Origin of the sequence: Dankookia rubra (assembly GCF_004355005.1) — a bacterium.
Taxonomy (GTDB): Bacteria; Pseudomonadota; Alphaproteobacteria; order Acetobacterales; family Acetobacteraceae; genus Paracraurococcus; species Paracraurococcus ruber_A.
Map to the genome: position 1 here is coordinate 1 of NZ_SMSJ01000075.1, position 24,683 is coordinate 24,683.

The 24,683-nt window shown below is 67.1% G+C and carries 24 protein-coding genes; 16 read left to right on the forward strand and 8 right to left on the reverse strand.

Going from position 1 to position 24,683, the window contains the following annotated elements; translation table 11 throughout:
• Positions 1-339 precede the first annotated feature (339 nt).
• From E2C06_RS28435 to E2C06_RS28480, 10 genes are all read left to right on the forward strand, one after another.
• Positions 340-1,221 carry a Bug family tripartite tricarboxylate transporter substrate binding protein gene (locus tag E2C06_RS28435; protein WP_241671511.1) on the forward strand — a complete coding sequence of 294 codons (882 nt, stop codon included), beginning with the start codon at positions 340-342 and terminating at the stop codon, positions 1,219-1,221.
• A gap of 780 nt (positions 1,222-2,001) precedes the next feature.
• Entirely contained in the window at positions 2,002-3,114 is a 1,113-nt protein-coding gene (locus E2C06_RS28440; RefSeq protein WP_165982721.1) for a paraquat-inducible protein A, read from the forward strand.
• Entirely contained in the window at positions 3,111-4,751 is a 1,641-nt protein-coding gene (locus E2C06_RS28445; RefSeq protein WP_133291965.1) for a PqiB family protein, read from the forward strand. Before E2C06_RS28440 ends, E2C06_RS28445 begins: the two co-directional genes overlap by 4 nt.
• On the forward strand, positions 4,748-5,314 hold the full coding sequence (locus tag E2C06_RS28450) for a PqiC family protein (protein WP_133291966.1): 567 nt from the start codon (positions 4,748-4,750) through the stop codon (positions 5,312-5,314). Before E2C06_RS28445 ends, E2C06_RS28450 begins: the two co-directional genes overlap by 4 nt.
• A 352-nt stretch (positions 5,315-5,666) precedes the next feature.
• A complete protein-coding gene (locus tag E2C06_RS28455; RefSeq protein WP_241671512.1) occupies positions 5,667-6,065 on the forward strand; it encodes a Rieske (2Fe-2S) protein in 399 nt (132 codons plus the stop codon).
• 318 nt (positions 6,066-6,383) lie between these two features.
• Positions 6,384-7,223, forward strand: a complete 840-nt coding sequence (locus tag E2C06_RS28460) for a carbohydrate ABC transporter permease (protein ID WP_165982722.1) — start codon at positions 6,384-6,386, stop codon at positions 7,221-7,223.
• A complete protein-coding gene (locus tag E2C06_RS28465; protein ID WP_133291969.1) occupies positions 7,223-8,071 on the forward strand; it encodes a carbohydrate ABC transporter permease in 849 nt (282 codons plus the stop codon). Before E2C06_RS28460 ends, E2C06_RS28465 begins: the two co-directional genes overlap by 1 nt.
• A gap of 24 nt (positions 8,072-8,095) precedes the next feature.
• Positions 8,096-9,394, forward strand: coding sequence for an extracellular solute-binding protein (locus E2C06_RS28470; RefSeq protein ID WP_133291970.1), 1,299 nt, complete (start codon positions 8,096-8,098; stop codon positions 9,392-9,394).
• The gene (locus tag E2C06_RS28475) at positions 9,391-10,461 is read left to right on the forward strand and encodes an amidohydrolase family protein (protein ID WP_206664727.1); all 1,071 of its coding nucleotides are present in this window, start codon (positions 9,391-9,393) and stop codon (positions 10,459-10,461) included. The genes E2C06_RS28470 and E2C06_RS28475 overlap by 4 nt, the downstream gene beginning before the upstream one ends.
• Positions 10,458-11,558, forward strand: a complete 1,101-nt coding sequence (locus E2C06_RS28480; RefSeq protein ID WP_133291971.1) for an amidohydrolase family protein — start codon at positions 10,458-10,460, stop codon at positions 11,556-11,558. The genes E2C06_RS28475 and E2C06_RS28480 overlap by 4 nt, the downstream gene beginning before the upstream one ends.
• A 105-nt stretch (positions 11,559-11,663) precedes the next feature.
• Here E2C06_RS28480 and E2C06_RS28485 read toward each other — a convergent pair whose 3' ends face one another.
• A complete protein-coding gene (locus E2C06_RS28485) occupies positions 11,664-11,780 on the reverse strand; it encodes a transposase domain-containing protein (protein WP_133291972.1) in 117 nt (38 codons plus the stop codon).
• 18 nt (positions 11,781-11,798) lie between these two features.
• On the reverse strand, positions 11,799-12,353 hold the full coding sequence (locus E2C06_RS28490) for an IS66 family transposase (protein ID WP_165982723.1): 555 nt from the start codon (positions 12,351-12,353) through the stop codon (positions 11,799-11,801).
• Positions 12,354-12,920: 567 nt separating this feature from the next.
• On the opposite strand from E2C06_RS28490, the gene E2C06_RS28495 reads away from it, so the two are divergent.
• The 3 genes from E2C06_RS28495 to E2C06_RS28500 all read left to right on the forward strand — a co-directional run bounded on the left by E2C06_RS28495 (position 12,921) and on the right by E2C06_RS28500 (position 14,224).
• A complete protein-coding gene (locus E2C06_RS28495; RefSeq protein WP_133291974.1) occupies positions 12,921-13,433 on the forward strand; it encodes a hypothetical protein in 513 nt (170 codons plus the stop codon).
• Between the two features lie 164 nt (positions 13,434-13,597).
• Positions 13,598-13,732, forward strand: coding sequence for a hypothetical protein (locus E2C06_RS40450; protein ID WP_277751884.1), 135 nt, complete (start codon positions 13,598-13,600; stop codon positions 13,730-13,732).
• 231 nt (positions 13,733-13,963) lie between these two features.
• Positions 13,964-14,224 (forward strand): hypothetical protein, encoded by a 261-nt coding sequence (locus E2C06_RS28500; protein ID WP_133291975.1) that lies wholly within the window; start codon positions 13,964-13,966, stop codon positions 14,222-14,224.
• A 28-nt stretch (positions 14,225-14,252) separates the two neighbouring features.
• Here E2C06_RS28500 and E2C06_RS40455 read toward each other — a convergent pair whose 3' ends face one another.
• On the reverse strand, positions 14,253-14,387 hold the full coding sequence (locus E2C06_RS40455) for a hypothetical protein (protein ID WP_277751885.1): 135 nt from the start codon (positions 14,385-14,387) through the stop codon (positions 14,253-14,255).
• 270 nt (positions 14,388-14,657) lie between these two features.
• On the opposite strand from E2C06_RS40455, the gene E2C06_RS28505 reads away from it, so the two are divergent.
• From E2C06_RS28505 to E2C06_RS28515, 3 genes are read left to right on the forward strand one after another with little or no spacing between them, the layout of a single operon-like run.
• Positions 14,658-15,620 carry a sugar-binding protein gene (locus E2C06_RS28505; protein ID WP_133291976.1) on the forward strand — a complete coding sequence of 321 codons (963 nt, stop codon included), beginning with the start codon at positions 14,658-14,660 and terminating at the stop codon, positions 15,618-15,620.
• A gap of 12 nt (positions 15,621-15,632) precedes the next feature.
• A complete protein-coding gene (locus E2C06_RS28510; RefSeq protein ID WP_133291977.1) occupies positions 15,633-17,186 on the forward strand; it encodes a sugar ABC transporter ATP-binding protein in 1,554 nt (517 codons plus the stop codon).
• On the forward strand, positions 17,186-18,172 hold the full coding sequence (locus E2C06_RS28515) for an ABC transporter permease (RefSeq protein WP_133291978.1): 987 nt from the start codon (positions 17,186-17,188) through the stop codon (positions 18,170-18,172). The genes E2C06_RS28510 and E2C06_RS28515 overlap by 1 nt, the downstream gene beginning before the upstream one ends.
• 6 nt (positions 18,173-18,178) lie before the next feature.
• Here E2C06_RS28515 and E2C06_RS28520 read toward each other — a convergent pair whose 3' ends face one another.
• The 5 genes from E2C06_RS28520 to E2C06_RS28540 form a co-directional block, all read right to left on the reverse strand.
• The gene (locus E2C06_RS28520; RefSeq protein ID WP_133291979.1) at positions 18,179-19,207 is read right to left on the reverse strand and encodes an ABC transporter permease; all 1,029 of its coding nucleotides are present in this window, start codon (positions 19,205-19,207) and stop codon (positions 18,179-18,181) included.
• Positions 19,208-19,231: 24 nt separating this feature from the next.
• On the reverse strand, positions 19,232-20,737 hold the full coding sequence (locus E2C06_RS28525) for a sugar ABC transporter ATP-binding protein (RefSeq protein ID WP_133291980.1): 1,506 nt from the start codon (positions 20,735-20,737) through the stop codon (positions 19,232-19,234).
• A gap of 8 nt (positions 20,738-20,745) precedes the next feature.
• On the reverse strand, positions 20,746-21,762 hold the full coding sequence (locus tag E2C06_RS28530; RefSeq protein WP_133291981.1) for a sugar ABC transporter substrate-binding protein: 1,017 nt from the start codon (positions 21,760-21,762) through the stop codon (positions 20,746-20,748).
• Positions 21,763-22,203: 441 nt separating this feature from the next.
• On the reverse strand, positions 22,204-23,151 hold the full coding sequence (locus E2C06_RS28535; protein WP_241671513.1) for an amidohydrolase family protein: 948 nt from the start codon (positions 23,149-23,151) through the stop codon (positions 22,204-22,206).
• 132 nt (positions 23,152-23,283) lie between these two features.
• Complete coding sequence (locus E2C06_RS28540; protein ID WP_133291982.1) at positions 23,284-23,709, reverse strand: hypothetical protein; 426 nt, start codon at positions 23,707-23,709, stop codon at positions 23,284-23,286.
• Positions 23,710-24,683: the final 974 nt, after the last annotated feature.

Below are 24,683 nucleotides of genomic sequence, written 5' to 3' on the forward strand. Positions count from 1 at the left end.
ACCTCCAACGCCGCCCGTCAGGCCCAACCACCCCGCCGCAAGCGGATGCAGCCGCGTGCCGAACGCTCAAGTCAGCCTGCCAGGACGCCCTACGCTCCAACCCGGTGAATACGACGGGCTAGGTCGGCTGCGGTTCATCTGACGAACGGCTGCACTGAGCGACACAGTTGGGGGATAGGCGGAGCGTCGCCGTCTCTGCATGCTGGTATCACGACAGAAAAGGAAACGACCATGATCAATCGCCGTCGCCTGACCAGGGGTCTCCTCGCAGGAGGTGTTCTCGGGGCCGCAGCGCGGCCGGCCCTGGCCGCATATCCGGATCGGGTCATCACCATTGTCGTGCCCTTCGCGGCCGGCGGTGCGACCGATCTCGCCGGGCGCCTCCTGGCCGACAAACTCGGGCCGTTGCTCGCCGAGGGCAGCCGGGCCGTGGTGGACAACAGGCCCGGGGCCGGCAGTGCGCTTGGGGCCGACACCGTTCGCCGCGCCAAGCCGGACGGCTATACGCTCCTGGTCGGATCGGCCTCTACCCTGGCGGTCGCGCCGGCTGCCGGCGCCTCGGCCGCCCGCTATCATCCGACCCGGGATTTCACGCCGCTCGCCTTCTTCGGCATCAGCACCATGGGCCTGCTGGTGTCGCGCGACAGTGGAATCGATACGGTAGCGGCCTTGCTTGATCGACTGCGCGCGAACCCCGGCAAGCTTGCCTTCGCCAGTTCTGGGGTTGGCGGCGTCGCCCACCTCGCCAGCGAGCACTTCACCAGGTCCGCAGGCGTCGAAGTGGTGCATGTCCCGTACCGCGGCGGCTCGCAGACGGCGGAGGCCATCATGAAGGGCGAATGCATCTTCGCCATCGACACAATCGGCTCCAACATCGGGCAGATCCGCGACGGCTCACTTCGCCTGCTCGCCGTCAGCACGGCGAAGCGCGACCCGAATTTCCCGGATGTGCCTACCATCGCCGAGGCCGGCGTGCCGGGCTACGAGATGGCCAGCTGGACGGTGCTCGCAGGTCCGGCCGGCATGCCACCCGAGATCGTCGAGGCCATCGGCCGCGCGGCCAGCCGGGCGATCGCCGATCCCGCGGTGCGCAGCAGGCTGGAAGCGACGGGCACCGTGCCGGAGCTGGACAGCAGCCCCGCCATGACCCGGGCTTTTCTCGATCAGCAGTTCGAATTCTATCGCGAGGTCGTCCAGCGGATCGGCCTGCGGCTGGAGTGATTTGGCCGGCGCGATGCGCGATCGGGTGGCTGGACAAAGGCACTTGGTTGGCGCCTGAAGCGCCATTGCCGCGGCCCGGCCGAGCGGTGCGACCTGGCCCGGCACGCCAAGGCCGGGCGCCGCTCACCGGCAGCCGGACCGCGCGCGAGATGATCGAGCGATTGGCGCTGCTTTCCGTCGTCGAAGTGGAGATGCATGGTCGACCGTCGAGGCGCCCGGCTCTGGTGACGGCCGCTGCGCAGGTCCGGCTGGATGCTTCGGCCGATCTCCAGCAAAGCGAACTTAACGACGGCGGTCCACCACGTGCCGGCCTGGCAGGTCGCGCGGACGACAATGCTGCCGCGAGAACTGGGCGGACTTGGCCACCGCTGCCGGCGCGGACGATCAGCATATTGGGCCGAACATCCGGCGATCCCGTTAATCTTTCATAATGAAATCGTTGCCGGAAAACCTATCCGGAGATATCGGTCGAACATGAAAAGCAGCGTGGGGTAAGCCGGTCGGGGATTGCCTCTCGCCTTGGTCATGCAGAGGGGGGGAAGGTCAATCCCCAGCCGCTCCACGGGACCAAGCGGCCCGGACAAATGGTACCGGCCGCAGCAACGTAGCAGGCACTCGCATGTTACGGATGCAATGTCATCATCCGCTAAGCCTTCCCTTGGCCTCGCAAACCTCGCCGGCTGCCCCGACTGCGGCCTGCTGCAGCGGGTGCCCGGACATTTGGTGGCCGGCACGACTGTGGCTTGCCGACGTTGCGATGCCGTGCTGCACCGGCACCAATTGGATCCCCTGGGCAGACCGCTTGCGCTCGCGCTCGCGGCGCTCTGCCTATACCTCGCGGCCGTCAGCCTGCCGCTGCTCAGCATCGACCTCCGCGGGCGGGAAACCAGTTCCACGCTCCTCGGCCTGCCCGGCGGCTTCGATCGTTTCGACCATTGGGAGCTCACCGCGGTGACAGCCACGACGGTCCTGCTGCTGCCGCTGCTGCGCATTGCGATGCTCGCCGCGGTGCTGGCCGGCCTGCGGCTGCGCCGCCCGCCACGCCGGCTTTACCGCCTCTATCGCTGGCAGGCGAAGTTGCGGCCCTGGGCGATGGTCGAGGTTTTCCTGCTCGGCGTCTTCGTCGCCTATACGCGATTGACTGCGCTGGCCGACGTGGATGTGGGACCGGCCCTCTGGGCACTCGGCGGCCTCATGCTGGTCATGGTGGCAACCGATGCAGCACAGGATGAGCACGCGGTCTGGGCGGCCCTGGAGCAGCGGGGCGCGACGTCCGGCGACACGCCGCTGCAAGGACCGAACGTCATCGCCTGCGACGGATGCGGGCTGGTCAGTCAGGCCGCGGACGGCGCCTCATGCCCCCGCTGCGCTGCGCAGCTACGTCTGCGCCGGCCGGGCAGTGTGGCGCGGGGCTGGGCGCTGATCATCGCGGCGACCATTCTCTACCTGCCGGCAAATGCCTATCCGGTCATGATCATCACCACGCTTGGCCGAGAGACGCCGCACACCATCCTGGGCGGCGCGGAAGACTTGGTCGGTGCCGGGCTCTGGCCACTCGCCCTGCTGGTCTTCTGCGCCAGCATCCTGGTGCCAGTGCTGAAGCTCCTCGGCCTCGGCGTGCTGCTGGTGGCCGCACGGCGCGGCGCGAGCCGGCGGCTGCGCGATCTGACGCGGCTGCACCGCCTGGTGAATGCGGTCGGGCGCTGGTCCATGATCGATGTCTTCATGCTGGCGACGCTGGTCGCTCTGGTACAGGCGGGGCTGATCGCCAGCATCGCCCCAGGCCTCGGCGCCCCCGCCTTCGCCGCCGTCGTCGTGCTCACCATGCTCGCGGCCGAGGGGTTCGATGCACGACTGATCTGGGACGCGGCGGAACGGCGGGACACGGCATGAGCGACGTGGAGCCCCTTTTGCCAGAGGCGCGGCTCACGCCGCGTGGCCGCTGGTCGCTGATCTGGCTGGTGCCGCTGGTGGCAGCATTGGTCGCCGGCTGGCTGGCGTGGCGCACGCTGTCCGCGCGCGGGCCGGAGATCATCCTGACCTTCCAGACCGGCGACGGGCTCTCCGCCGGCCAGACCAAGGTGCGGCACAAGGCCGTCGACCTCGGCACCGTGGAGGCGGTGCAGCTCTCCGACAAGCTCGACCATGTCATCGTCCGGCTGCGCATGGCGCGCGAGGCCGAACCCTTCCTGACCGACCATGCGCGCTTCTGGGTGGTGCGCCCGCGCGTCGCGGCGCGCGGCATCTCCGGGCTCGAGACGCTGGTCTCGGGAGCCTATATCGAACTCGATCCCGGCACGGGCGGCGGCAAGGGGCAGCGGCAGTTCATCGGGCTGGAGGAGCCGCCGAGCATCCGCTCCGGCGAGCCGGGGCGGACCGTGCGGCTGACCGCCAACCGGGTCGGCTCCCTGGGCACCGGCTCGCCGGTCTTCTACCGCGACATTGCGGTCGGCGAGGTGCTGGGCTTCGACTTGACGGAGGGCGGCCGCGGACCGGTCGCGCTCAATGCCTTTATCCGCGCCCCTTATGACCGCCTGATCGGTGCAGGAACACGCTTCTGGAACGCTTCGGGCGTCTCGGTGCGTGTGGGCGCCGAGGGCGTGCGGGTCGAACTGGAATCGATCCAGGCCGTGCTGTCGGGCGGGATCGCCTTTGCGGCGACGACCGAGGGGGAGACAGGGCCCGCCCCCGCCGATGCCATATTCCCGCTGCACGCGACGGAAGATGAAGCGCGTGCTGCCGGCTACCGGCGGCGAATCCCGGTGGTTGCCTACTTCGACCGCTCGGCTCGCGGTCTGGCCCCGGGCGCGCCGGTCGAGATGCTCGGGATCCAGATCGGCAATGTCACCGAGGTCGGGTTGACGCCGGGCATTGATCAAGGCGAGCGGCCGCGGGTGCGGGTGCGGCTGGAGGTGCAGCCCGAGCGCATCATGGGCGCGCATACACTGGCGCCGCGCGACGTGACCGAGGTTACGCGCCGGCTGGTCGAGGCCGGCCTGCGCGCCCAGCTCCGCAGCGCCAGCCTGATTACCGGCCAGCTTCTCGTTGCCCTCGATATCATCCCCGGCGCCCCGCCGGCGGAGGTGGGCCAGGAGGGGGATACGATGGTGCTGCCGACCCAGGGCGGCGGCCTCGACGACCTGACCAGCACGCTGAGCGGCATCGCCGACAAGGTGAACGCTCTGCCACTGGACCGGATCGCAGAGGATCTCGGCCAAGCGTTGCGCACGGTTTCCGGCACGATGGAGGAGGCACAGGCCCTGGTGAAGCAAGCCAATGCCGGGATTGGCCCTGTCCTGCGTGAGCTGCCGGCCACGGTGCAGCGACTGAACGATGCGCTCGGTCGCGCCAATGGGCTGATCGCCTCGACCGAGCGCGGCTATGGTGGAGATTCTGCCGTCCGTCGACAGGCGCAGCGAACACTCGAGCAGTTTGACGATGCGGCGCGTTCGATACGGCTGCTGGCCGACTACCTGAACCGCCATCCGGAGGCGTTGCTGCGCGGCCGCGCCGGCGAGGCCGCGAGATGAGCTGGCCGCGCCGTGCCCTTCTGCTGGCCCCGCTTGGTGCCTGCGCGCGCTCGCCCGACCCGGCCCTTTTCACCCTGGCTGCGCTGCCGGGCGAGGCGCGCCCGGGCGGGCCGAAGACGGTGGAACTGCGTCGCCCCGGCTTGGCTGGCTACCTGGACCGGCCGGAGATCGTCCGTGCTGCCGGTCCCTATCGTGTCGACCTCTCGGGTGGCGCGCGCTGGGCGGAACCGCTGGGCGACATGCTAGGCCGTGTGCTGGCCGAGACCCTGACGCAGCGCCTGCCGGGCAGCACCGTCTTCACCGAGGCGGGCGGACTCTCGGCCGATGGGGACGCCGTAGTGGAGATCGACGTGCAGCGCTTCGATGCCGATGCGGAGGGGCGGGTGACGCTGCTGGCACAGATCGCAGTGCGTCGGCCGGGAAATCGACGTGTCGGACAGACCCGGGCCGTGCGTCTGGAGGTACCGGCGCGCTCGACGGCCATCACGGATATCGTCGCGGCCATGAGCGCCACGCTGGGCCAACTCGCCAATACCGTCGCGGCCATGCTGCGCACCCTTTGACGTCGGGCTGCACGTGCTCACGAGCACGACGACCGGCAAGGTTGCCGATCACGCCGGTCCAGCCAATGACTGCGACTCCTGCCGCATCATGATCCATGACCGGCAGCGGGGCCCGGGGGCGTGCGCGCCGACACGGCGTACCGGCGCCGCATCACCTCGACTTATGGCAACCAGCAATGCGCTGTGACAGGCCACCGGCGGCCACCGCCCGGATCAACCCGATCATGGATGCCTCGTGGTGCGCACTGCGCCGCAGCATGAGAAAACCGTTGCGCGGTATCGGCGTGCATACTTAGGCTGCTTACTAATCGAGCCCGCCGAACGGGAATACCGCCCAATGGGGAAACATGTCGTGGCAGCCGTGTCCGAGCTGCCGCCCGGTAGTCGCCGCCTGGTCACTGTCCGTGGTCGACCGATCGCGGTGTTCAACCTCGAAGGTGAATTCTACGCGCTGATCAACCGCTGCCCGCACCAGGGCGCTGGTCTGTGCGAGGGTGACGTAACGGGGCTGATCACCGCCGACGGTCCCGGACGGTACCGGATCAGCCGCAAGGGCGAAATCATCCGTTGTCCCTGGCATGGCTGGGAGTTCGACATCCGCACCGGGCAGTCCTGGTGCGAACCCTCCAGAATCAGGACGCGGAAGTATCCAGTTGAAGTTGCGAACGGCGCGAGTTTGGTGAAGGGACCCTACCTCGCTGAGACGGTCGCGGTGTCGGTAGAGCAGGACTATGTCGTGGTCGAGGTCTGAGCAGGCATCAGAGGGAGGAAAGAGGTCGGGTTCCGCAAGCTGGCCAACCGGCGCATCGCGCAGGGTTCGTCCCGTGCGAGCCGGGCGGGAGCCCTGGCAGCGCAGCCGGCTGACGGGCCCGGAGCACGGCGTCGGACCCAGCAATCCGGGAGAGACCGATCCTCTCGCGCGGCGCAATGCGCCGAGCGCGGAGGCGCAAGGTGCCGCCGAGCAACGGTGCGCCAGCAGGAGGAACGTATGAGCGAGGCCAGCCTTGCACTTGGCACCGCGGCAAGGGCCACAGCGCCGCCGCGCGCGCGTTTGTCGGATCGGAATTTCGTGCCGGCAACGCTCCTGCCGACCTTCGTGCTGATGCTGGCGGTTTTCGGCCTGCCGCTGCTGTTTTCGCTCTATCTCTCCTTCACCGGCTGGGCGCAGGGCCGTGACCTGTTCAGCGGCACCTTCCTCGGCTTCGAGAATTACGAGGACCTGCTATCCGACCCGGTATTCCTGGCAAGCCTGTCCGTTACCTTCGGCTTCACCGCCGCCGCCGTCGTGGCGCAGCTCGCGGGCGGGCTCGGCATCGCGCTGCTGCTGAACGCTGAGCTGCCATACATGCGGGTCTTCCGCACCGCGCTGGTGCTGCCGATGATGGTTACGCCGATCGTCGGTGCGCTCTGCTGGAAGTTGATGCTCGATCCGAACTACGGGGTCATCAACTATTGGATCGGCGCGCGCATTCCCTGGCTGGGAAGGCCGGGCACGGCGCTGTTCTCCGTCTGGATCGTCAATGTCTGGCAGAGCATGCCCTATGTCGCGCTGATCCTGCTTGCCGGACTGCGGTCGCTGCCGAGCGAGCCGCGCGAGGCCGCGGCGATCGACGGTGCCAGCCGCTGGCAGATGTTCCGCCATGTCACCCTTCCGCTGTTGCAGCCATACATCCTCGTCGCCCTGCTGCTGCGCACGATCTTCGAGTTCCGCGCTTTCGACAACATCTACGCCATGACCGGCGGCGGCCCGGCGAATGCCACCATGGTGCTGTCAATGTTCACCTACCTGACCAGCTTCGTCCGCTTCGACTTTGCGCTCGGCGCGGCGGCGTCCTGGCTGATGCTGCTGATGTCCATGCTGATGTGCCTGGCCTTCATCTGGGCGCTACGCCGGCGGGAGGGACGCTGATGGCGACCGTCGTCGGATCGCGCCGCGCCAAGCGGCTGGAAACCCTGGCGATCTACGCCGCCCTGACGGCGCTGGTCTGCATCTTCTTGTTTCCGCTGCTATGGATCCTGGGCCTCTCGCTGAAGACAAGGGTGCAACTGCTGGCGCCGGAACCGCTGTTCATGTGGTGGCCAACCCTCGAGAACTACGCCGCCGTGCTCTGGCAGAAGGACTTCCTGAAAGCCTTCCTGAATACGCTGATTGTCTCGACCAGTGCAGTGCTGCTTTCGCTCGGCGTCGGGGTGCCGGCAGCCTATGCCTTCGCGCGCTTCGCCTTTCGCGGGCGGAATTTCCTGTTCTTCTCGCTGCTCGTGATGCGCATGCTGCCGCCGATCGCGGTGCTGGTGCCGATGTATGTACTTTTCAGCGCCATCGGTCTGACCACGACTCACCTGTCGGTGGTGCTGGCCTACACCACCTTCAGCCTGCCGCTGGTCGTCTGGATCATGCGTGGCTTCTTCGAAGATCTGCCGATCGAGTTGGAGGAGAGCGCCTGGATCGACGGCGCGACGCGCTATGTCGCCTTCTGGCGCGTGGTGCTGCCCCTGGCGCGACCCGGCATGGTGGCTTCGGCAATCCTGTGCCTGCAACTCGCCTGGAACGATTTCCTGTTCGCGGCGGTGCTGACCAACAACGCAACGCAGACCTTGCCGGTGCTGATGGCCGGCTTCACCGGTGGCGACAGCGGCGTCGATTGGGGGCCGATGACGGCCTCTGGCGTGTTGGTGATCCTGCCGGTGCTGCTGTTCTCCTTCGCCGCGCAGCGGCACCTGGTGGCCGGGCTGTCCTCCGGTGCCGTGAAGGGCTGAGACAACGACAAGGGGAGGCCATCCATGATCCGCATGTCCCGCCGCGCCGCACTGTCCGGCACCCTGGCGACCAGCCTGCTGGCGACGCCGCGGCTCCGGGCCCAGGGGAAGCCCGAGAAGCTGGTTTATATCGGCGACAACCAGGGCGGCTGGAAACGCGCCCTGGTCGAGGAGGTCGCCCCGGCCTTCGAGAAGGAGACCGGAATCCGGATTGAGTTCACCCTGTTGCCGACGGATGCCTGGCGCACCCGGCTGAAGGCGGAGATGGGTGCGCGCTCTACCGGCGTCGACATCGCGCAATGGTCGCCGCAGATGGGGGGCTGGATGGCGCCGCATCTGGTGGACCACGAGGAGGTTCTGGCGAAGATCCAGCAACGCGACCCGCAATTCAACTGGGACGACTTCCTGGCCGGCACCAAGAAGGCCGCAGCCTATGATGGCCGGTTGATCGGCATCCCTTACCGCATCACCACCGGCATCCTGCACTACCAAAGGCCGATTTTCGAGCGGGCCGGCGTCAGCCAGCCGCCGCAGACCTTTGCCGAGTTCCTCGAAGTCGCGCAGAAGGTCAACGGGCCGCCAGACCGATACGCCGTCGGTATTATGGGCAAGCAGGGCTCTGGCACCTATACCAGCTTCGCATCCTGGCTGTACTCCGCAGGCGGGCAACTGGTCGATTTCAAGACGGGTGAGGTCTTCATCAACCAGACGAAGGCGGTGGAGGCGCTGCGCTTCTATGCCGAGATGATGGCGAAGCACAAGGTAGTTGTGCCGGAGGCGACGACCTGGGAATACGACGAGATCATCGGCGGCGGTCAACGCGACCGTTATGCCATGGCCCAGACCTTCGCCCCCTATGGCTCGCTGATCAACGACCCCACCGTCTCGAAGACCGCTGGCAATTGGGCCTGGGCGATCGTGCCCGGCCATACAGACATCGAACAGAGCCGTACCTGGATCGACGGGCATTTCCTGTCGGTGCCGCGTTACGCGAAGAACCCCGATTGGTCGATCGAGTTCATCCGCATGGCCTGCAGCCAGCGCTGGCAACGCCGCTCCATGGAGCGAGGGAATGCGCCGCCGCGTGGCTCCGTGCTGCGTGACTCGGACATGGCGGCAAAGTACGGTTGGTCGCCGGTCGCCGCCAAGGCGATCGAGACCGGCGTCCCAACCCCGTCACATCCAGTCTTCGACAGCCTGGAGCTGACGCTTCGCCCGGCGATCTCGCAGTGTCTGATTGGCGAGAGGACGGCACAGCAGGCGCTAGACGAGGTCGCGGCAGACTGGCGCCGGACGCTTCGCCGCGCGGGGGTCGGCCGATGAACGCGATCACCGCGGGTGCGATCGATTGCGACATCCATCCGGGCGTACCGGGCATCAGGACCCTGCTGCCCTACATGAACGACCATTGGCAGGACGCCTTCGTCAGCCGGGGCGCCGATGATTTCGATTTGGCGAGTTACCCCACCGCAGCACCGATCACCTGTCGTGACGACTGGCGGCCAACGCAGGGCAAGCCGGGGACCGACTTCACACTGTTGCAGTCCCAGGCACTGGACGCCTTCGGCACCCGCTTTGCCATCTGCAATCCCCTGTACGGCGGTGCGGTGGCGGTCAGCGAGAGCATGGGAGCCGCGATCTGCTCGGCCATCAACGATTGGATGCGCGACCAATGGCTGTCGCGCGATCCACGCCTTCGCGCATCCATCGTCGTGCCCGCGCAGGCGCCGCATTTGGCGGTCGAGGAGATCGAACGGCTGGCAGGCGACCATAGATTCGTTCAGATCCTGCTGCCCGCCGCGGCCGAGCTGCTCTATGGCAAGAGCTACTACTGGCCGATCTGGCAGACTGCGGTGAAGCATGGCCTGCCGGTCGGGATTCACGCGGGGTCGATGTTCCGGTACGCACCGACCTCGAACGGATGGCCGTCGCACTACCTGCACGACTATGTCAGCCAATCGCAGGTTTTCGAGGACCAGTTGCTGTCGTTGGTCACCGAGGGCATTTTCGTCCGGTTTCCCGAATTGCGGATCGTTTTGCTGGAAAGCGGCGTAACCTGGCTGCCGGGCTTTCTCTGGCGGCACCGTAAGACCTGGCGCGGCGTGCGCGCCGAGGTGCCTTGGGTCGACCGGCCGCCGCCCGACATCATTCGCGATCACGTTCGCCTGACGATGCAGCCCTTCGACGCCCCGCCGGATCCTCAGGTGGTTGCCGAGATGTGCGACATGATCGGGAGCGACGACATGCTACTCTTTGCGACCGACTATCCGCATTGGCAGTTCGACGCGACGGATGCAGTACCGATCGGCTTCCCGCCCGATCTGCTCAGGAAAGCTATGTTTGACAACCCGATGAGTGCCTATCCGCGCCTGAAGGAGACTGTCGCATGAGCGAAATCCTCGAACGCACCTCGCCTGTGTCGCAACCGTCGAAGCTGCGCATCATCGACAGCGATATCCATCCGACGCTGCGATCGGAGAGCGACCTTGATCCGTTTCTGTCGTCGCGCTGGCGCCAGCACATCCGCGAATACGGCAAGCTCGCCCGCGGTCCCTATAGCAAGCGCAACACTTATCCGCGTTTCCAACCCATGCTATCGCGGCGGGACTCCTGGCCGCCCAACGGCGGCCCACCCGGCTCTGACCTCGACTTCATGCGCGAACAACTGCTCGACCTTTACGACATCGAGCTCGGCATCCTCGAGCCGCTGATGCCCTCCAACCTCGTGCGCAATGCAGGACTGGCCACGGCACTCTGCAGCGCCATCAACGACTGGCAAATCGAAGTGTTCGCGGCAAGGGAATCGCGGCTGCGCGCTTCGATCCTGATTCCCTTCGAGGACGCGAGTGCCGCTGTTGCTGAGATCGAGAAGCGCGTATCCGACAGACGCTTCGCTCAGATCCAGCTTACCTCCCGCAGCACGGAGCCGCTCGGCCGGCAGCGCTACTGGCCGATTTTCGAGGCAGCGATCGCACACGACCTGCCGATCGGGATGCATATCGGTGGCGAAGCCGGGCATGCGCCGAGCGCGTCAGGCTGGCCGTCCTTCTACATCGAGGACCATCACGGGCTGATCCACTCCATGCAATGCCAGGTGACGAGCATGATCCTGGAGGGCGTTTTCGAGCGTTTCCCTACGTTGAAGATCATCATGATCGAGGGCGGCTTCGCCTGGCTCCCGACGCTCGCCTGGCGCCTCGACGCGCATTTCGACAAGATGCGCAGCGAGGTGCCGCATTTGCCCCGCAAGCCCTCTGAGTACATGCGGCAGAACCTCTGGGTATCAACCCAGCCGATGGAGGAGCCGGAGAATCCGGCACACCTGCGCCGCATTATCGACTGGATTGGTTGGGACAAGGTCGTGTTCGCCACCGACTATCCGCACTGGGATTTCGACGACCCGCGCTATGCTTTCCCCTGCCCGCTGAATGAGGCGGAGAAACACCTCATCTTCCGTGACAATGCTGTGGGACTCTATCGCCTTTAGCACGACTTGAGCATATTTCGAGCTGACCTGGGTTGCCTGTGAACAGTAGGCGAGGCCCAAGGACCTATCCTGCTTACGCTTGACGGTGCGCTGTTCACCGTTGGCTCAGTGCCCTGGCAAGAGCTCGTCGATGCGGCTGTCCGGCCGCCCGTTGACGAGGCGGCTCAAGGCGCCTTCGAAATATCGCTGCAGGTCGACGTTGTTCAGCTTGCACGTCTCCACCGGCGAGGCCGCGGCTGCTCATCGTGCCCCGTCATCGTCACCGGAGGCGAATAGCGCATTCTTCCGGTTGCGGCAGATCGGGTGGACGGCGCGCTCAACGGCATTGGTATCGAACTCTATACTGCCGTACTCGCAGAGCCGAATCAAACCAGCTTGGTGGTTCAGCGCATAGCGGATCGCCTCGGTGGTCGAACTGCTGCCAGGTAAGCACGCGAACTTCGCCGAGCGCCAGGCAAACAGGTTTTCGGCGATGAAGCGGCTCCTCTCGCAGCGAGTGGCGCGGTGGAGGACTGGCGGCTTGCCGCGCACCTCCGCCTCTATCGCGGAGATGGAGACAATTCTCTTCAGCGTTTCGGCTGCGGTCGGCGCGGCCTTGGCCGTGGCCCGTTCGATGCACTGCCGGCGCAGATGGGGCCAGCAGAATGCCAGGGTGATGTCCAGGCTCCCCGTAGGCACCGTCCTGTCTGCGGTGCAACCGTCGCGCGAGCATGCCGTGGCAATCGGTTTGCCCGCGAGTTCGAACCCTCCGCCCAGACCATTCGGAACTGGGTCGCCACTGCTGACCTGCAGCAAGGCCGGTGTGAGGCGGAACCCGACCGTGTCGGGGCTGCGCTGAACGCGGTGGAGCGCGCGGAACTCGCCCGGGTGTGACGTGAAACAAGCAATTGCGACAGGAGCGCATCATTCAATCTCGAGCCGCGGTTTGGCTTGCCCAAGAAACTGGGACGATCCCGTCCGAGTCTTCGAGTTCATGAAGGCGGACCAGGCTACCTTCCCGATTGCGCGGATGGCCCGCCTGCTTGGCGTCTCGCGGGCCGGCTACAACGCACAGCTAAACCGGTCCCATCAGCCCGCACCGACACGGATGCGGCATCGCTGCGCCGGATCCGGACAGCGCACGTCACCTCGTGCCAGACCTGCGGTGCGCCGCGGGTGCATGCCGAACGCCGCGCCTGGGGCGCGACACGGCTGCAAACACATCAAGCGCTTTCTGCGCAGCGCCGGGCTGGTCGGTGCCTGCCATCGCCGAGGCGGGCCGGTGAAGATCCTCCGCGACGACAGCATCAGGTCGGCCCCGGACCTAGCGGACCGCAACATTACCGGCAATGTCCCAATCAACTGCGGGTCGCTAACATCGGGTTGCCGATCAACATCGTCTCCGATACGGTCTCCCTTCTGTGGCGGCTGCACCTCTACGGCCATGCGGTACCGGCGGGGCTTTGGAAGGCGACGGCGGCCTATGCCGAGCCGCTGTTCCCGAAGGCCGGCTTCGCCTTCGCCAATGTTCACAAGGCCATGCTCGCCGCCGCGACCGCCGACCGCCCGGCGGTGGAGGCGTGCGCTGCCGCGCTCACCGCCGTCGTGGAGGCCGGGACCCTGACCGCCGGCTCCGTGGTACCCGCCGTCTGTCGCGCTGCCCTCGCTTTCGCAGAAGAGAACTTTGACAAATGCGCCCGCCTCCTGGATTCGCCGGCGGACGAGGCCGTGCGCATCGGTGGCAGCCGTGCCCAGCGCGAGATCGTGGAGGCCATGCTGCTGGTCGCCCTGATGCGGAGCGGCCAGGCAGCCAAGGCCCGCGACCTGCTCGACCGCCGCCTGCATCGCCGCTTCTCGCCGCGTGACGACGCCTGGCGCTCAAAGCTCGCCGCCTGAGGAGCGCCCTAATGTCCAGCGCCACAGCCGCTCCGGACCACCTTCCGGCGGTCGAGCTGGCGCGCCATGGGTCCGGCAGTGTCGCCCGCCCGCCATCGCGCATGTGCGGGCGAGAGACAATGCCACGTTCGTCTACGCGGCCGGTATAGTGGTCGGGAACATAATTGACGCCCCATAGGGCGTTGATGACGCTGCCGGCCTCCATCTTCTTCGTCGGCATGGTTGCCTGCGCCCTGCCGGTCGGTGCCATCGCGCGGGGCTGGGGCCGGCACGCCGCTTTTCTGGCCGCCCGGCTGTGACTTGCTCACCCGGTTATTCTCGACCGTCGCCGTGCTGATGGACAGGTTTTGACTCTTCTACGTGGCGGCCTTCTTCGGCGCGGTCTATGCGGCGGTCGTGCTCTCCTTCCGGTTCGCCGTGGCGAACAGCGTGCCCTCCGACCGCCGGCCGCGCGCGTCTTTCGCAGTGATGGTGGGTGGAGTCTTTCCCGGAATGATCGAGCCGCAACTCGTCACCCACACCATGCATCATTGGCGGCCCCACGTCTTCGCTGCGCCCTGGTCCTAGACGGGCTCGGGCTGCCAGAGCCGACTTTCGCGGAGAAGGCGGGCGGCAGCCCGATCTGTGTCGTCCTGCGCAAGCCGCGTTTCATCACGGCGGTGATCTGCGGCGTCGTCTTCTACCCCATCATGAACTCCCTCATGATGGCGGCACTGCTGGAGATGCGGCTCTGCGTCCTGCTGCAGGACGCGGTCAATCTCGGCCTGAAATGGCATGTCCTGGCCATGTAGGCACCGAGCTTCGTCACGGGCCATCTGATCACCCGCTTCGGGACGCCGCCGCATCGAGCCGGCTCTCGGCACCCAAGCCAAGCGTTGCCGACGCCTGACCCGCAACCTGGAACAAGGCCAGAAGGCCGCGGAAGACACCGTCGAGATCACTGACTTCCACCATGTCCTTCCAGCCTACAACTCCGGCAAAGCTCTCCAGCCATGGTCAAACAGGTTACAAGGTCGGGCTCAACCGGCATCAAGCAACAGCAGGTGAGGATGGGTGCGCGCTGTGGCGCGCCAGCAGCCTCCCGAAACCAGGGACTTCTCGCTGCGTCAGACTGCTCTGGCGCTTGATCCCCAACAGCCTCTACCCTGTTCCTTTGAACCCTGACTCCGCTCCGGTTGAGCAACGGCAAGACACCTTGGCGTCCGCCATGGTGGGGAGGACAGCATGAAAAGACGCGACTTCTCGAGCCTCGTGGGTGGCGGCATGGCGCTCGGCCTGGCCGCGCCCGCCGCCGTGCGGGCGCAGCCGAAGCGAAGCCTCGCCTTCGTGGTCAACGTTTCCGCCGATTTCTGGACCATCGCCCGGCGCGGGATCGAGAAGGCAAACCGCGAACATCCCGAATTCGATATGGAGATGATCATCCCCGCGCAGGCCAGCGCCGCGGAACAGCGGCGTATCCTGGACGAGCTGCTGGCGCGCAAGGTCGCGGGCATCGCCATCTCCGCCATCAACCCGGCCAGCCAGACCGAGGTGCTGAACCGCGTCGCCGCGCAGTCGGTGCTCTTCACCACCGACAGCGACGCGCCGGCGAGTAACCGTATGGTCTATATCGGCACCGATAACGTCGCCGCCGGGCGCAAGGCGGGCGAGCAGATGAAGCAGGCGATGCCCGGTGGCGGCCGCGCCATGCTCTTCGTCGGCACCATGGATGCCGACAACGCGCGGGAGCGGGTGCAAGGCATCCGCGAGGCGCTGCAGGGCGGCAACATCGAGATTGCCGATGTGCGTACCGACGAGAGCGACTTTGCACGCGCCCGCCGCAATGCCGAGGACGCGCTGGCGCGCGAGCGCAATCTTGGCATGATGGTTGGCCTCTGGGCCTACAACACGCCGCAGATCTACCAAGCGGTGCGAGAGGCCGGGCGGCAGGGCCAAGTGAAGGTGGTCGGGTTCGATGAGGATGCGTTGACGCTGCGCGGCGTCGCCGACGGCACCATCCATTCGACTGTCGTGCAGCAACCCTACGAGTTCGGCTATCAGTCCATGAAGGGCTTGGTCCGGGTGCTGAGCAACGACCGCGGCTGGATCCCCGGCAACAAGCAGGTCATCGTGGATACCAAGATCATCGACAAGACTAATGTGGGCGAATTCCAGTCCTACATGCGGCAACTCCTGCGAGGCAGCTGAGGCCGGCACGCCGTGGAACATGGCCCGGGCACGCCGCTGCTCGCGCTCGAGAAGATCCGCAAGGCCTATCCGGGCGTCCTCGCCCTCGACGACGTATCGCTGCACCTCGCGCCGGGAGAGGTGCTGGGCCTGGTCGGCGAGAACGGCGCGGGCAAGAGCACGCTGATGAAGGTGCTGGGCGGCGTGGTGCGGCCGGATGCTGGCCGCATTCGCCTGCACGGGCGCGACCACCGCTATTTGACCGTCGCCGAGGCCGGGGCGCAGGGCATCGCCTTCGTCCACCAGGAACTCTCGGTCTTCGACAACCTCGACGTCGCCGCCAACATCCTGATCGGGCGGGAGCCGGTGCGAGGTGGCCTGTTGCGGCTGGTGGACCGCGCCGCCTGCCGCGCCCGCGCCGCGCCGCTGCTGGCGCGGCTCGGCGCCGATTTCGGCCCCGATGCGCCGCTCGCCGCGCTGTCCATCGCCCAGCGCCAGCTGGTCGAGATCGCCCGCGCCCTGTCGATGGCGGCGCGCATCATCATCCTGGACGAGCCGACCAGCAGCCTGACCCTGTCCGAGACCGACCGGTTGCTGGCTGCCGTCGCCGCGCTGCGCGCCTCCGGTACGGGGATCATCTACATCACCCACCGGCTCGGCGAGATCACCGCCTGTGCGGACCGCGTCACCTGTTTGCGGGACGGCCGCGTCGCCGGCGATCTGGCGCGGCAGGAGATCACCCATGCGGCGATGACCCGGCTGATGATCGGGCGCGACCTGAAGTCTCTGCACGTCCCGCCCGCCGCGCCGCTGCGGCCGGGCGGGCTGGCCGCAGCCGGGCTGGTGACGCAGGCCTTCCCAGACCGCGCCGCGGAGCTCGCCGTGCGGCCCGGCGAGATCCTCGGGCTCGCCGGGCTGGTCGGCGCCGGCCGCACCTCGCTCGCCCGCGCCCTGTTCGGGATCGAGCCGGCGCTGGCCGGGGAGGTCCGGCTGAATGGCGAATCGGTCACGCCGCGCAGCCCGCGCGAGGCGATCGCGCGGGGGATCTACCTGGTGCCGGAGGACCGCAAGCGCTCGGGCATCCTGCTCGACATGACGATCGCGGAGAACGTGACCCTGCCCGACCTGCCGCGCCACGCGCGCGCCGGGCTGCTGCACGGGGCGGCGGAGGCGCGCACCGCCGAGGCGCAGCGCCGCGCTCTCGGCATCCGCGCGCCCGCGGTCACCATCGGCGTCGGCACGCTCTCGGGCGGCAACCAGCAGAAGGTCGCGCTGGCGCGCTGGCTCGCCATGCGGCCGCGCGCGATCCTGCTGGACGAGCCGACGCGCGGCGTCGATGTCGGCGCCAAGGGCGAGATCTACGCGCTGATGCGGGGCCTCGCCGACCGCGGCGTCGCCGTGCTGATGATCAGCAGCGACATGGAGGAGGTGATCGGCGTGAGCGACCGCGTCGCGGTGATGCATGAGGGACGGATCGCCGGCATCCTGGACCGGGCCGCGATGAGCGAGGCCGCCATCCTGCGGCTGGCGACCGGCCAAAGGCCGGAGGAGAGCCTGGCCGGCCAGGCCGCGGCGGAGGCGGTGTGATGGGGCGCAAGGAACTCGGCCTGCTCGGGCTGATCGTCGTCATCGCCGGCGTCACCTCGGCGCTGAACCCGCAATTTCTCTCGGCGGTCAACCTGATGAACATGGCCAACCTGATCGGCCTGTTCGGCATCTTCTCGATCGGCCAGGGCCTGATCATCATCACTGGCGGCATCGACCTGGCGGTGGGTTCCATGCTGGCACTGCTCGGCGTGGTGTTCCTCGACCTCATCGCCAACCGCGAGGTCGCCTGGCCGCTGGCCATGCTGGTGGTGCTGGCGGGCGGGCTGCTGATGGGGCTGGCGCATGGCCTGCTGGTCGCGCGGCTCGGGCTGCAGTCCTTTGTCGTCACGCTCTGCGGGCTGCTGATCTACCGGGGCGCGGCGCGCTACTACACCGGCGATTCCACCATCAGCCTTGGCTTCGCCGAGGGGCTCGACACGGTCGCTTGGCTGGCCGGCGGCCGCAGCCTCGGCGTGCCGCACAGCTTCCTCGCGCTGCTGGTCGTGGCGCTGGTGGTCGGGGTGGTGCTGCACCGCTCGGTCTTCGGTCGCTATCTATACGCCGTCGGCCGCAACGAGGAAGCGACGCGCTATGCCGGCATCCGCACCGGCGTGGTGGTGGCAGGCGCCTATGTCGCGGGCGGGCTGCTGGCCGGCATCGCCACCATCCTGCTGGTCTTCTACACCAGTTCGGTCTCGCCCTCCTCCTTCGGCAATTTCTACGAGCTCTACGCGATCGCCGCGGCGGTGCTGGGCGGTTGCTCCTTGCGCGGTGGGGAGGGCACGGTGCCCGGCATCGTGCTCGGCACGGTGCTGCTGCAGGTGCTGCAGAACCTGGTGAACATCCTGGGCATTCCCTCCTCGCTCAACTTCGCGGTGATGGGCGGCGTGATCCTGCTGGGCGTTCTGGCCGACCAGACCCTGGCGCGGCGCCGGGTGGCGCGGGCCGGGGTCCCGGCCGGGGCGAAGGCGGCGGCCGCGGAGTAGGCCGCCTCATCCCGCCGCGCGCGCATGGCTGCGCAGCCGCTGGGCATAGACGTTGATGACCAGGGCGAGCAGCAGCACGAGGCCGCGGATCAGGATCTTCAGGAAGCTGTCCATGCGGACATGATCGAGCCCGTTGTTCAGCACGCCCAGCACCAGCAGGCCGATGATGGTGTTGCCGATGCCGCCCTGGCCGCCGAACAGGCTGGTGCCGCCGACCACAACGGCGGAGATCGCGTCGAGCAGGTAATTGTCGAACTGGTTCTGCTGCGCGCTGCCGAAATAGGCGACGCCCAGCATGCCGGCAAGGCCGGAGCAGGCCGCCGAAATCAGCATGGCCGCGCCGATGATGGCCCGGACACCGACGCCGGAATGCTCGGCCGCCTCGCGATTGCCGCCGACCATGTACACGTAGCGACCGAAGCGGGTGTAGGTCAGCACGAGGTGGCCGGTCAGCAGCACGGTGCTGGCCACCACCACGATCCAGGGTACCGGCCCGATGGAGCCGCTGCCGAGCGTCGTTACCAGATCCGGCACCGTATAGGCGATCTGCCCGCGCACCAGCAGGGCGCCGATGCCGTTGCCGATCTGCAGCATCGCCAGCGTCATGATGAAGGAGGGGATGCCGATGCGGGTCACGCCGAAGGCGGTGACCGCGCCCAGCATAAGGCATCCTGCGAGCGCCAGCGGGATAGAGAGGCCGCCAGGCAGGGGGAGGTTGGCGATGTTGACGCTGGCGTCCTGCACCGTGAGGAAGGCGAGCAGGATACCGGTGGCATTCGCCACGCTGGCGACGCTGAGGTCGATCTCGGCGCAGAGGATGACAAAGGTCAGTCCCACCGCGATGATCGCGGTGATGGAAACCTGCTGCAGGATGTTCGCCAGATTGCCCCAGGTGGCGAAGGACGGGCTGAGGCTGCTGAACAGCGCCACCAGCGCGATCAGCGTGGCGAATGGCGCCAGATTGCGCAGCTGGGCGCGCAGCCGCGACCACAGCGGATCGCGGTCCGGCATGACAGTGGTCACGGGCGTCGACATGCGCTCTCCTTCACGCCCCATCCTTCATGCCGCGGCCAATAGCCGGTCCTTGCCGACCGGTTCGTCCGCGAATTCCCGGGCCACCCGGCCGCGCCGCATCACCAGGATCCGGTCGGCGAGCGAGAGCACCGTCTCCGGCTCGGACGAGGTGACGAGGATGGCGATCCCCTGCGCCTGCAACCCGCGGACGATCCGCACCACGTCATCCTTGGCGCCGACATCCATGCCGCGGGTCGGCTCGCTCAGCAGCAGCACGCGCGGCAGGTGCGCGAGCCAGCGGGCCAGCGCGACCTTCTGCTGGTTGCCGCCCGAGAGCGCGCCGACCGGCAGGTCCACCCGAGCCGGGCGTATGCCGAGCTCGCGCACCTGCGCCTCGGCGATGCGGCGCTCGGCCGCCGGGCGCAGCAGGATCCGGTGGATGCGCTCCAGCAAGGCGATGGTGACGTTGCGGGTGACCGGCTCCGGAGCGAAGAGCATGGCGCGGCGGCTTTCGGGCACGAAGGCGATGCCGGCCCGCTTCGCCGCCGGCGTGCCGCCGCGCAGCCGCGCCGGGGTGCCGTCCACCCGCACCGTGCCGCGCTCGAGCGGCAGCTTGCCGGATAGCGCGCGCGCCAGCTCGAGCTGGCCGGAGCCCATGAAGCCGTAGAGTCCCAGAACTTCGCCAGCATGAATGCGGAAAGAGACATCGTCGAACAGCCCGGCGACGCCGAGCCCGCACGCCTCCAGCACCGCCGGCGCGGCGGGGCGGGGCGGCAGGGCCAGTTCCGCGGTGTAGCTCTCCTCCAGCCGCTCGTGCCCGGCGCCGATCATGTGCTCGATCAGCCAGGGCTTGCCGGTCTTCGCCGCCGCCGCGGTGGCGATCCGGCGGCCGTTGCGGAAGACCGTGACCGTGTCCGAGACGCGCAGGATGTCATCGAGGAAGTGCGAGATGAAGACCACGCCGGTTCCGCTCGTGCGCAGGCGGTCGAGCAGGGCAAAAAGCCGCTCTACCTCGGGCGGCGAGAGCGCCGAGGTCGGCTCGTCGAGGATCAGGATTCGGACGCCCGAGAGCACCACGCGTGCCAGCTCGACCATCTGCTGCAGGCCGAGCGGCAGGGATCCGGCCGGCACCGTCGGATCCACTGCGATCCCGAGGGCGGCAAGCTGTACCCGCGCCTGCCGCTGCATCGCGCCCCAGGAGACGAGACCGAGCCGGTTCACTGGCTGGGCGCCGAGCAGCACGTTCTCCGCGACCGAGAGCTCCGGCACGATCGAGAGCTCCTGGTGCACCATGCCGATGCCGGCATCGCGCGCATCGCGCGGGGAGCGGAAGCGCACGGGACGGCCTGCCAGGCGCATCTCGCCCTCGTATTCCGGATGCATGCCAGCGATGATCTTCATCAGCGTGCTCTTGCCGGCGCCATTCTCCCCCACCAGCCCGTGCAGCTCCCCGGTGCGGAGGGTGAAGTCGATGTCAGAGAGGGCGGTGACACCGGCGAAGCGCTTGGTGACGCCGCGCAATTCCAGCAGCGGCGGCCCCTCGGCCTGCATGTCCGGGGCTAGATCAGGAACTGCTTCTGCATCCAGGCCATGCCGTGCGCATTGTCCTTGGTCACCACCGGGCCGTCGGTGATGACGTGCTTCGGAATGCCGCCCTCGCCGGTCTTCTCGCCAGCCACGACGGCGGCGACGCCGGCCATGATGGCGCCGCCATGGATCCGGCAGGAGGGATTGCGCACCGTCGCGTGCATCCGCCCGTCCAGCACCGCCTGCAGTGCCGGCGGCATGGCATCACACCCGCCGATCTTGATGTCGGTGCGGCCCTTGGCGCGCATGACGTTGTAGGCCGCCAGCGCCATGTCGTCGTTATGGAAGTAAGCGGCGCTGATCTTCGGGTACTTGGTCAGGTGGGTGTCCCAGATGCGGGCCACCTTGGTCACGTCCCAGTCGCCCGGCGTGGTGTCCAGCACCTCCACCTTCGGGTAGCGCTTCACCACGGATTCGAAGCCGCGCGCGCGGCCCTGCGCCCCGGTATGGCCGAGCGCGCCCTGGGTCATGATGATGGTGCCCTCGCCGCGGATCGCCTGCATCAGCGCCTCCGTCACCGAGGCGCCCATGAACTCGTTGTCCGGCGCCAGAAAGCTGTGGACATTGAGCTGGTCCAGCGGTGCGATCAGTGTGTCCAGGTCGATCACCGGGATGCCGGCATCGATCATCTTCCGCACGGGCGCCGCCAGGGTGCCAATGCCGAAGGCCTGGATGGCGACGAAGTCCCAGCGCTGCGACGCCATGTTGTCGATCGCGCCGCGCTGACGGGTGGCGTTCAGCTCGCCGTCGAACCAGGTAACGTCGACGTTGAATAGCTTGCCCCAGTACTCCGCCGCGGACTTGCCCTGGGCGCACCAAGTGGCCTGCAGGCCGGCGTTGGAGAAGGCGGCGCGCAGCGGCTTGGCGGAGCGCCCCATCTCCGCCGCAAGTGCCGCAGGTGCGATGCCGATGCCGCCGAGCAGGGGGACGGTCGCGGCCGCCTGCAGCAGGCCGCGCCGGCCGGTGTCACGCGCTGCGGTATCGTCCATGACGTTTCTCCCCCTTGGTTGGGCGTGTTCGGCCACGCCTCGGCGGTTCGAAAGCTTGCGCCAGGATGCAGAAAGAATGCAATCCGTCGCCGCATCCCGTTTTTCGGGACTGAACATCGATGGGCGGAGGCTGAGAAGCCTTGGTCCCGCTGCGCGATTTCAACCAGCTCACCGCCGGCCGCGCTCAAAGCGACCACCGTCATGACAAATGTTTCCCCGGGGCTGGTGGGGCGGGGGTCTCCACATCGGCGGCCTTGACCGGCGTCAGACATCCTTCGACCGCTGCGGAGCGACGCCGCTCACTCGCCGAAAACCTACCCGGTTTGGTTCCAAGGCGGGCGTCGAGCGGCCATTCAGGTTCCGCCTACCAGATCTTGCGGAAGGGGAGGTGGGCGGCCACCGCCTTGGCGTTTTCCCGGAATGAGCGGCAGGGCTTAGGCGTCAGGTACGCCGGAAGTCGTAGAGCCGCGCTGGGTTGTCGACCAGCACCTCGTGGCGGCGATGGACGTCTGGTACCCAGGTTTGCAGCAAGTCGAAGAGTACGGCGTCGTCCGGCTTGTTGTCGGGCTTCTCGGTCGGATGTGGCCAATCGCTTCCCCAGACCATGCGGTCCGGGCGGAGCTGTGCGTAAGCCTTGGCTATCGCGCTACTATCGGCATAGGCCGGTGGGCCGGACTTCGTGTCAGCATAGGCGCCCGAGAGCTTCACCCAGGTACTGCCCTTCTCCAACAGCGACTTCATTTGGCCGAAAAGCGGGTGGTTCATGCCTTCCGGATGCGGCACATGCGCTAAGTGATCAAAGACCAAGGTGGCGTCGACGCGCTGGAACAACTCGCGCAACTCGACGATTTTCGCCGCAGGCGCGTTGATCTGGATATGCCAGCCCATCGGTTTGATGCGGTGCGCCAAAGGCTCCATCATCTCAGGCGTCGTCGCCCCCGCCTGTGCCAAGTTGAAGCGGATGCCACGCACACCCGCCTCATGCAGGCGCTTCAGCTCGGCATCCTCCACCTTGTCGTTCACCACCGCGACCGCGCGGAAATTCGGCCCGAGCTCACGCAAGCCTTCAAGCGTCGGCGCATTGTTGGTGCCATAGAGCGAGGGCTGCACGATCACGCCACGCGTGGTGCCGATGCGCGCCTGCAGCTTTCGGTAATCGGTCGGCGAGGCGTTTGGCGCCGGCAGGCCGCCGGGTGCGGGCGGATACTTGTCGCTGTAAATGTGGAAGTGACAGTCGGTGGCGTTGGGCGGGGCATGCAGTTTCGGCTTCTCGGTGCCGGCCGAGAAAGGCACGGACTGCGCCGCGGCCTGCCGCATCAGGACCGGTGCGACGAGCAGAGTGCCAGCAGTGCCGAGCAGCGCCCTGCGCCCGGTCGGGATATTGGTCATGGCGTTCTCCCTAGCGCTGCAGGGCGCCTGCGCGATTCTAGCGCCGCAGCCGGAGCAACGGCAAAACGAAATGCGCGGTCCCTGCGAAACGCGCCTGTCGAGACACTCGGCCAACAAATGGCATATTCACCGTCAGGCTTGGTGGTAGGGAAAGCAACGTGCCCTGTCCAGCCTGATGCCGAAGTGCCTGGCGAGGGCGTCGATGGCATTGCCATGCTCGGGATAGGGATCGCTGTTGACCTGACCAACGATGACGGGGCGGGATGTCAAATCGGTCTGCTTTGCCGGCGGGAGCATGGCAGTGACCAGCGGACGTCCTTCGTCATCCCTCAGGGTCAGGAACATCGGCATCGCCCGTTGAATATGGGTCGCCCGCCGGATCTCCTGTTCGATGTAGGGTACCCCGACAGGGTTGTAGGACTGAGACGCCGTCTCGTACGCGCGGCGAAAATGCTTCTCGACGGCGTGCCGCATAAGTTCGGATTCCTGGGCGGCTTCCGCTTCGGTTTCTATCTGAAACCAGGTCTGTCCGCCCGCAGCGTCGCATATGAACCGCATAAATCTATCCTCACGCGCTCTGCCGGCTTGCCCTGCCGGCTCGCAGAATTGGGATCGATGCAGCCGCCGTACACCCTCGAGAAACGCTTGCGATTTGGCTGCCCCGGAAGGGGGCTGCCGCGTAGCCGAGCCGTGCGCCGGACCTGATTTCAAGCAGTCGAGCTTCGGCCCATTGGCAAGCCGTTCACGATGAACACCTGCTAGGTCGAAGGTTCGGGCCTTGATTCCTTTACGAGCCACTCGCGCGGACCGCTTGCGCGAACTGCGCCTTCTTTGGCGCCCTGCCGGCATCAATATGTTTCGGTACGATCCGCCAGATTGCCGCTCCAGGTTCCTCGAAGCCATGAATTAGCTCGGGTTCGCCAGTGCCTGTTTCGTGCCCACGGAGAGCCGTAGGACTAATACTTCTGGTGGTACAGCAGGACCATAAATTGCGCCCTCAGGGATCATCTCGAAGTTCGGCAGGAATACCGTCACGGTTGGCAGGTCCGGCGCCGCCTGCGTGTATGGCTGGTCAATGGCAGCAGGCACCCGAATGCTGCCGTCATGTGTCCTTGGCGACAGGCCAGGAGAGTTGTCCATAATCAGCGACACACGTCCTAGTAATCAAGTCGCGCAATGCCGGTACGTGGCCGCGTCATGAGGCATGCAGAATGCCTGCCTGTCGTTTGCTCAGCGATTCGCGCGAGAGGTGCGGGGTCGTGTCCCTGTCAGAGAAGCCGTAAGCGGACCTGCCGGGATTGGCTTTCAGCAACGCAATCCGTTCTGCCACGTTGCCCGCCGCTCGATACCTGCTGATCACCAGCAACCTTGGATATTACTGCGAATACAATCCAAAAATGACGCCTCATGCCGCGTCGAGGCCTAGCAGGCTGCTGAAAAGCCTGCCTGCTGGGCGGGAGCGGGCTGCTGCTTGGTCTGGGTGGGCTCGTAAGGGGACGACGGCGCGGCGGGTAGGCCGCCCCTTTCCGGCC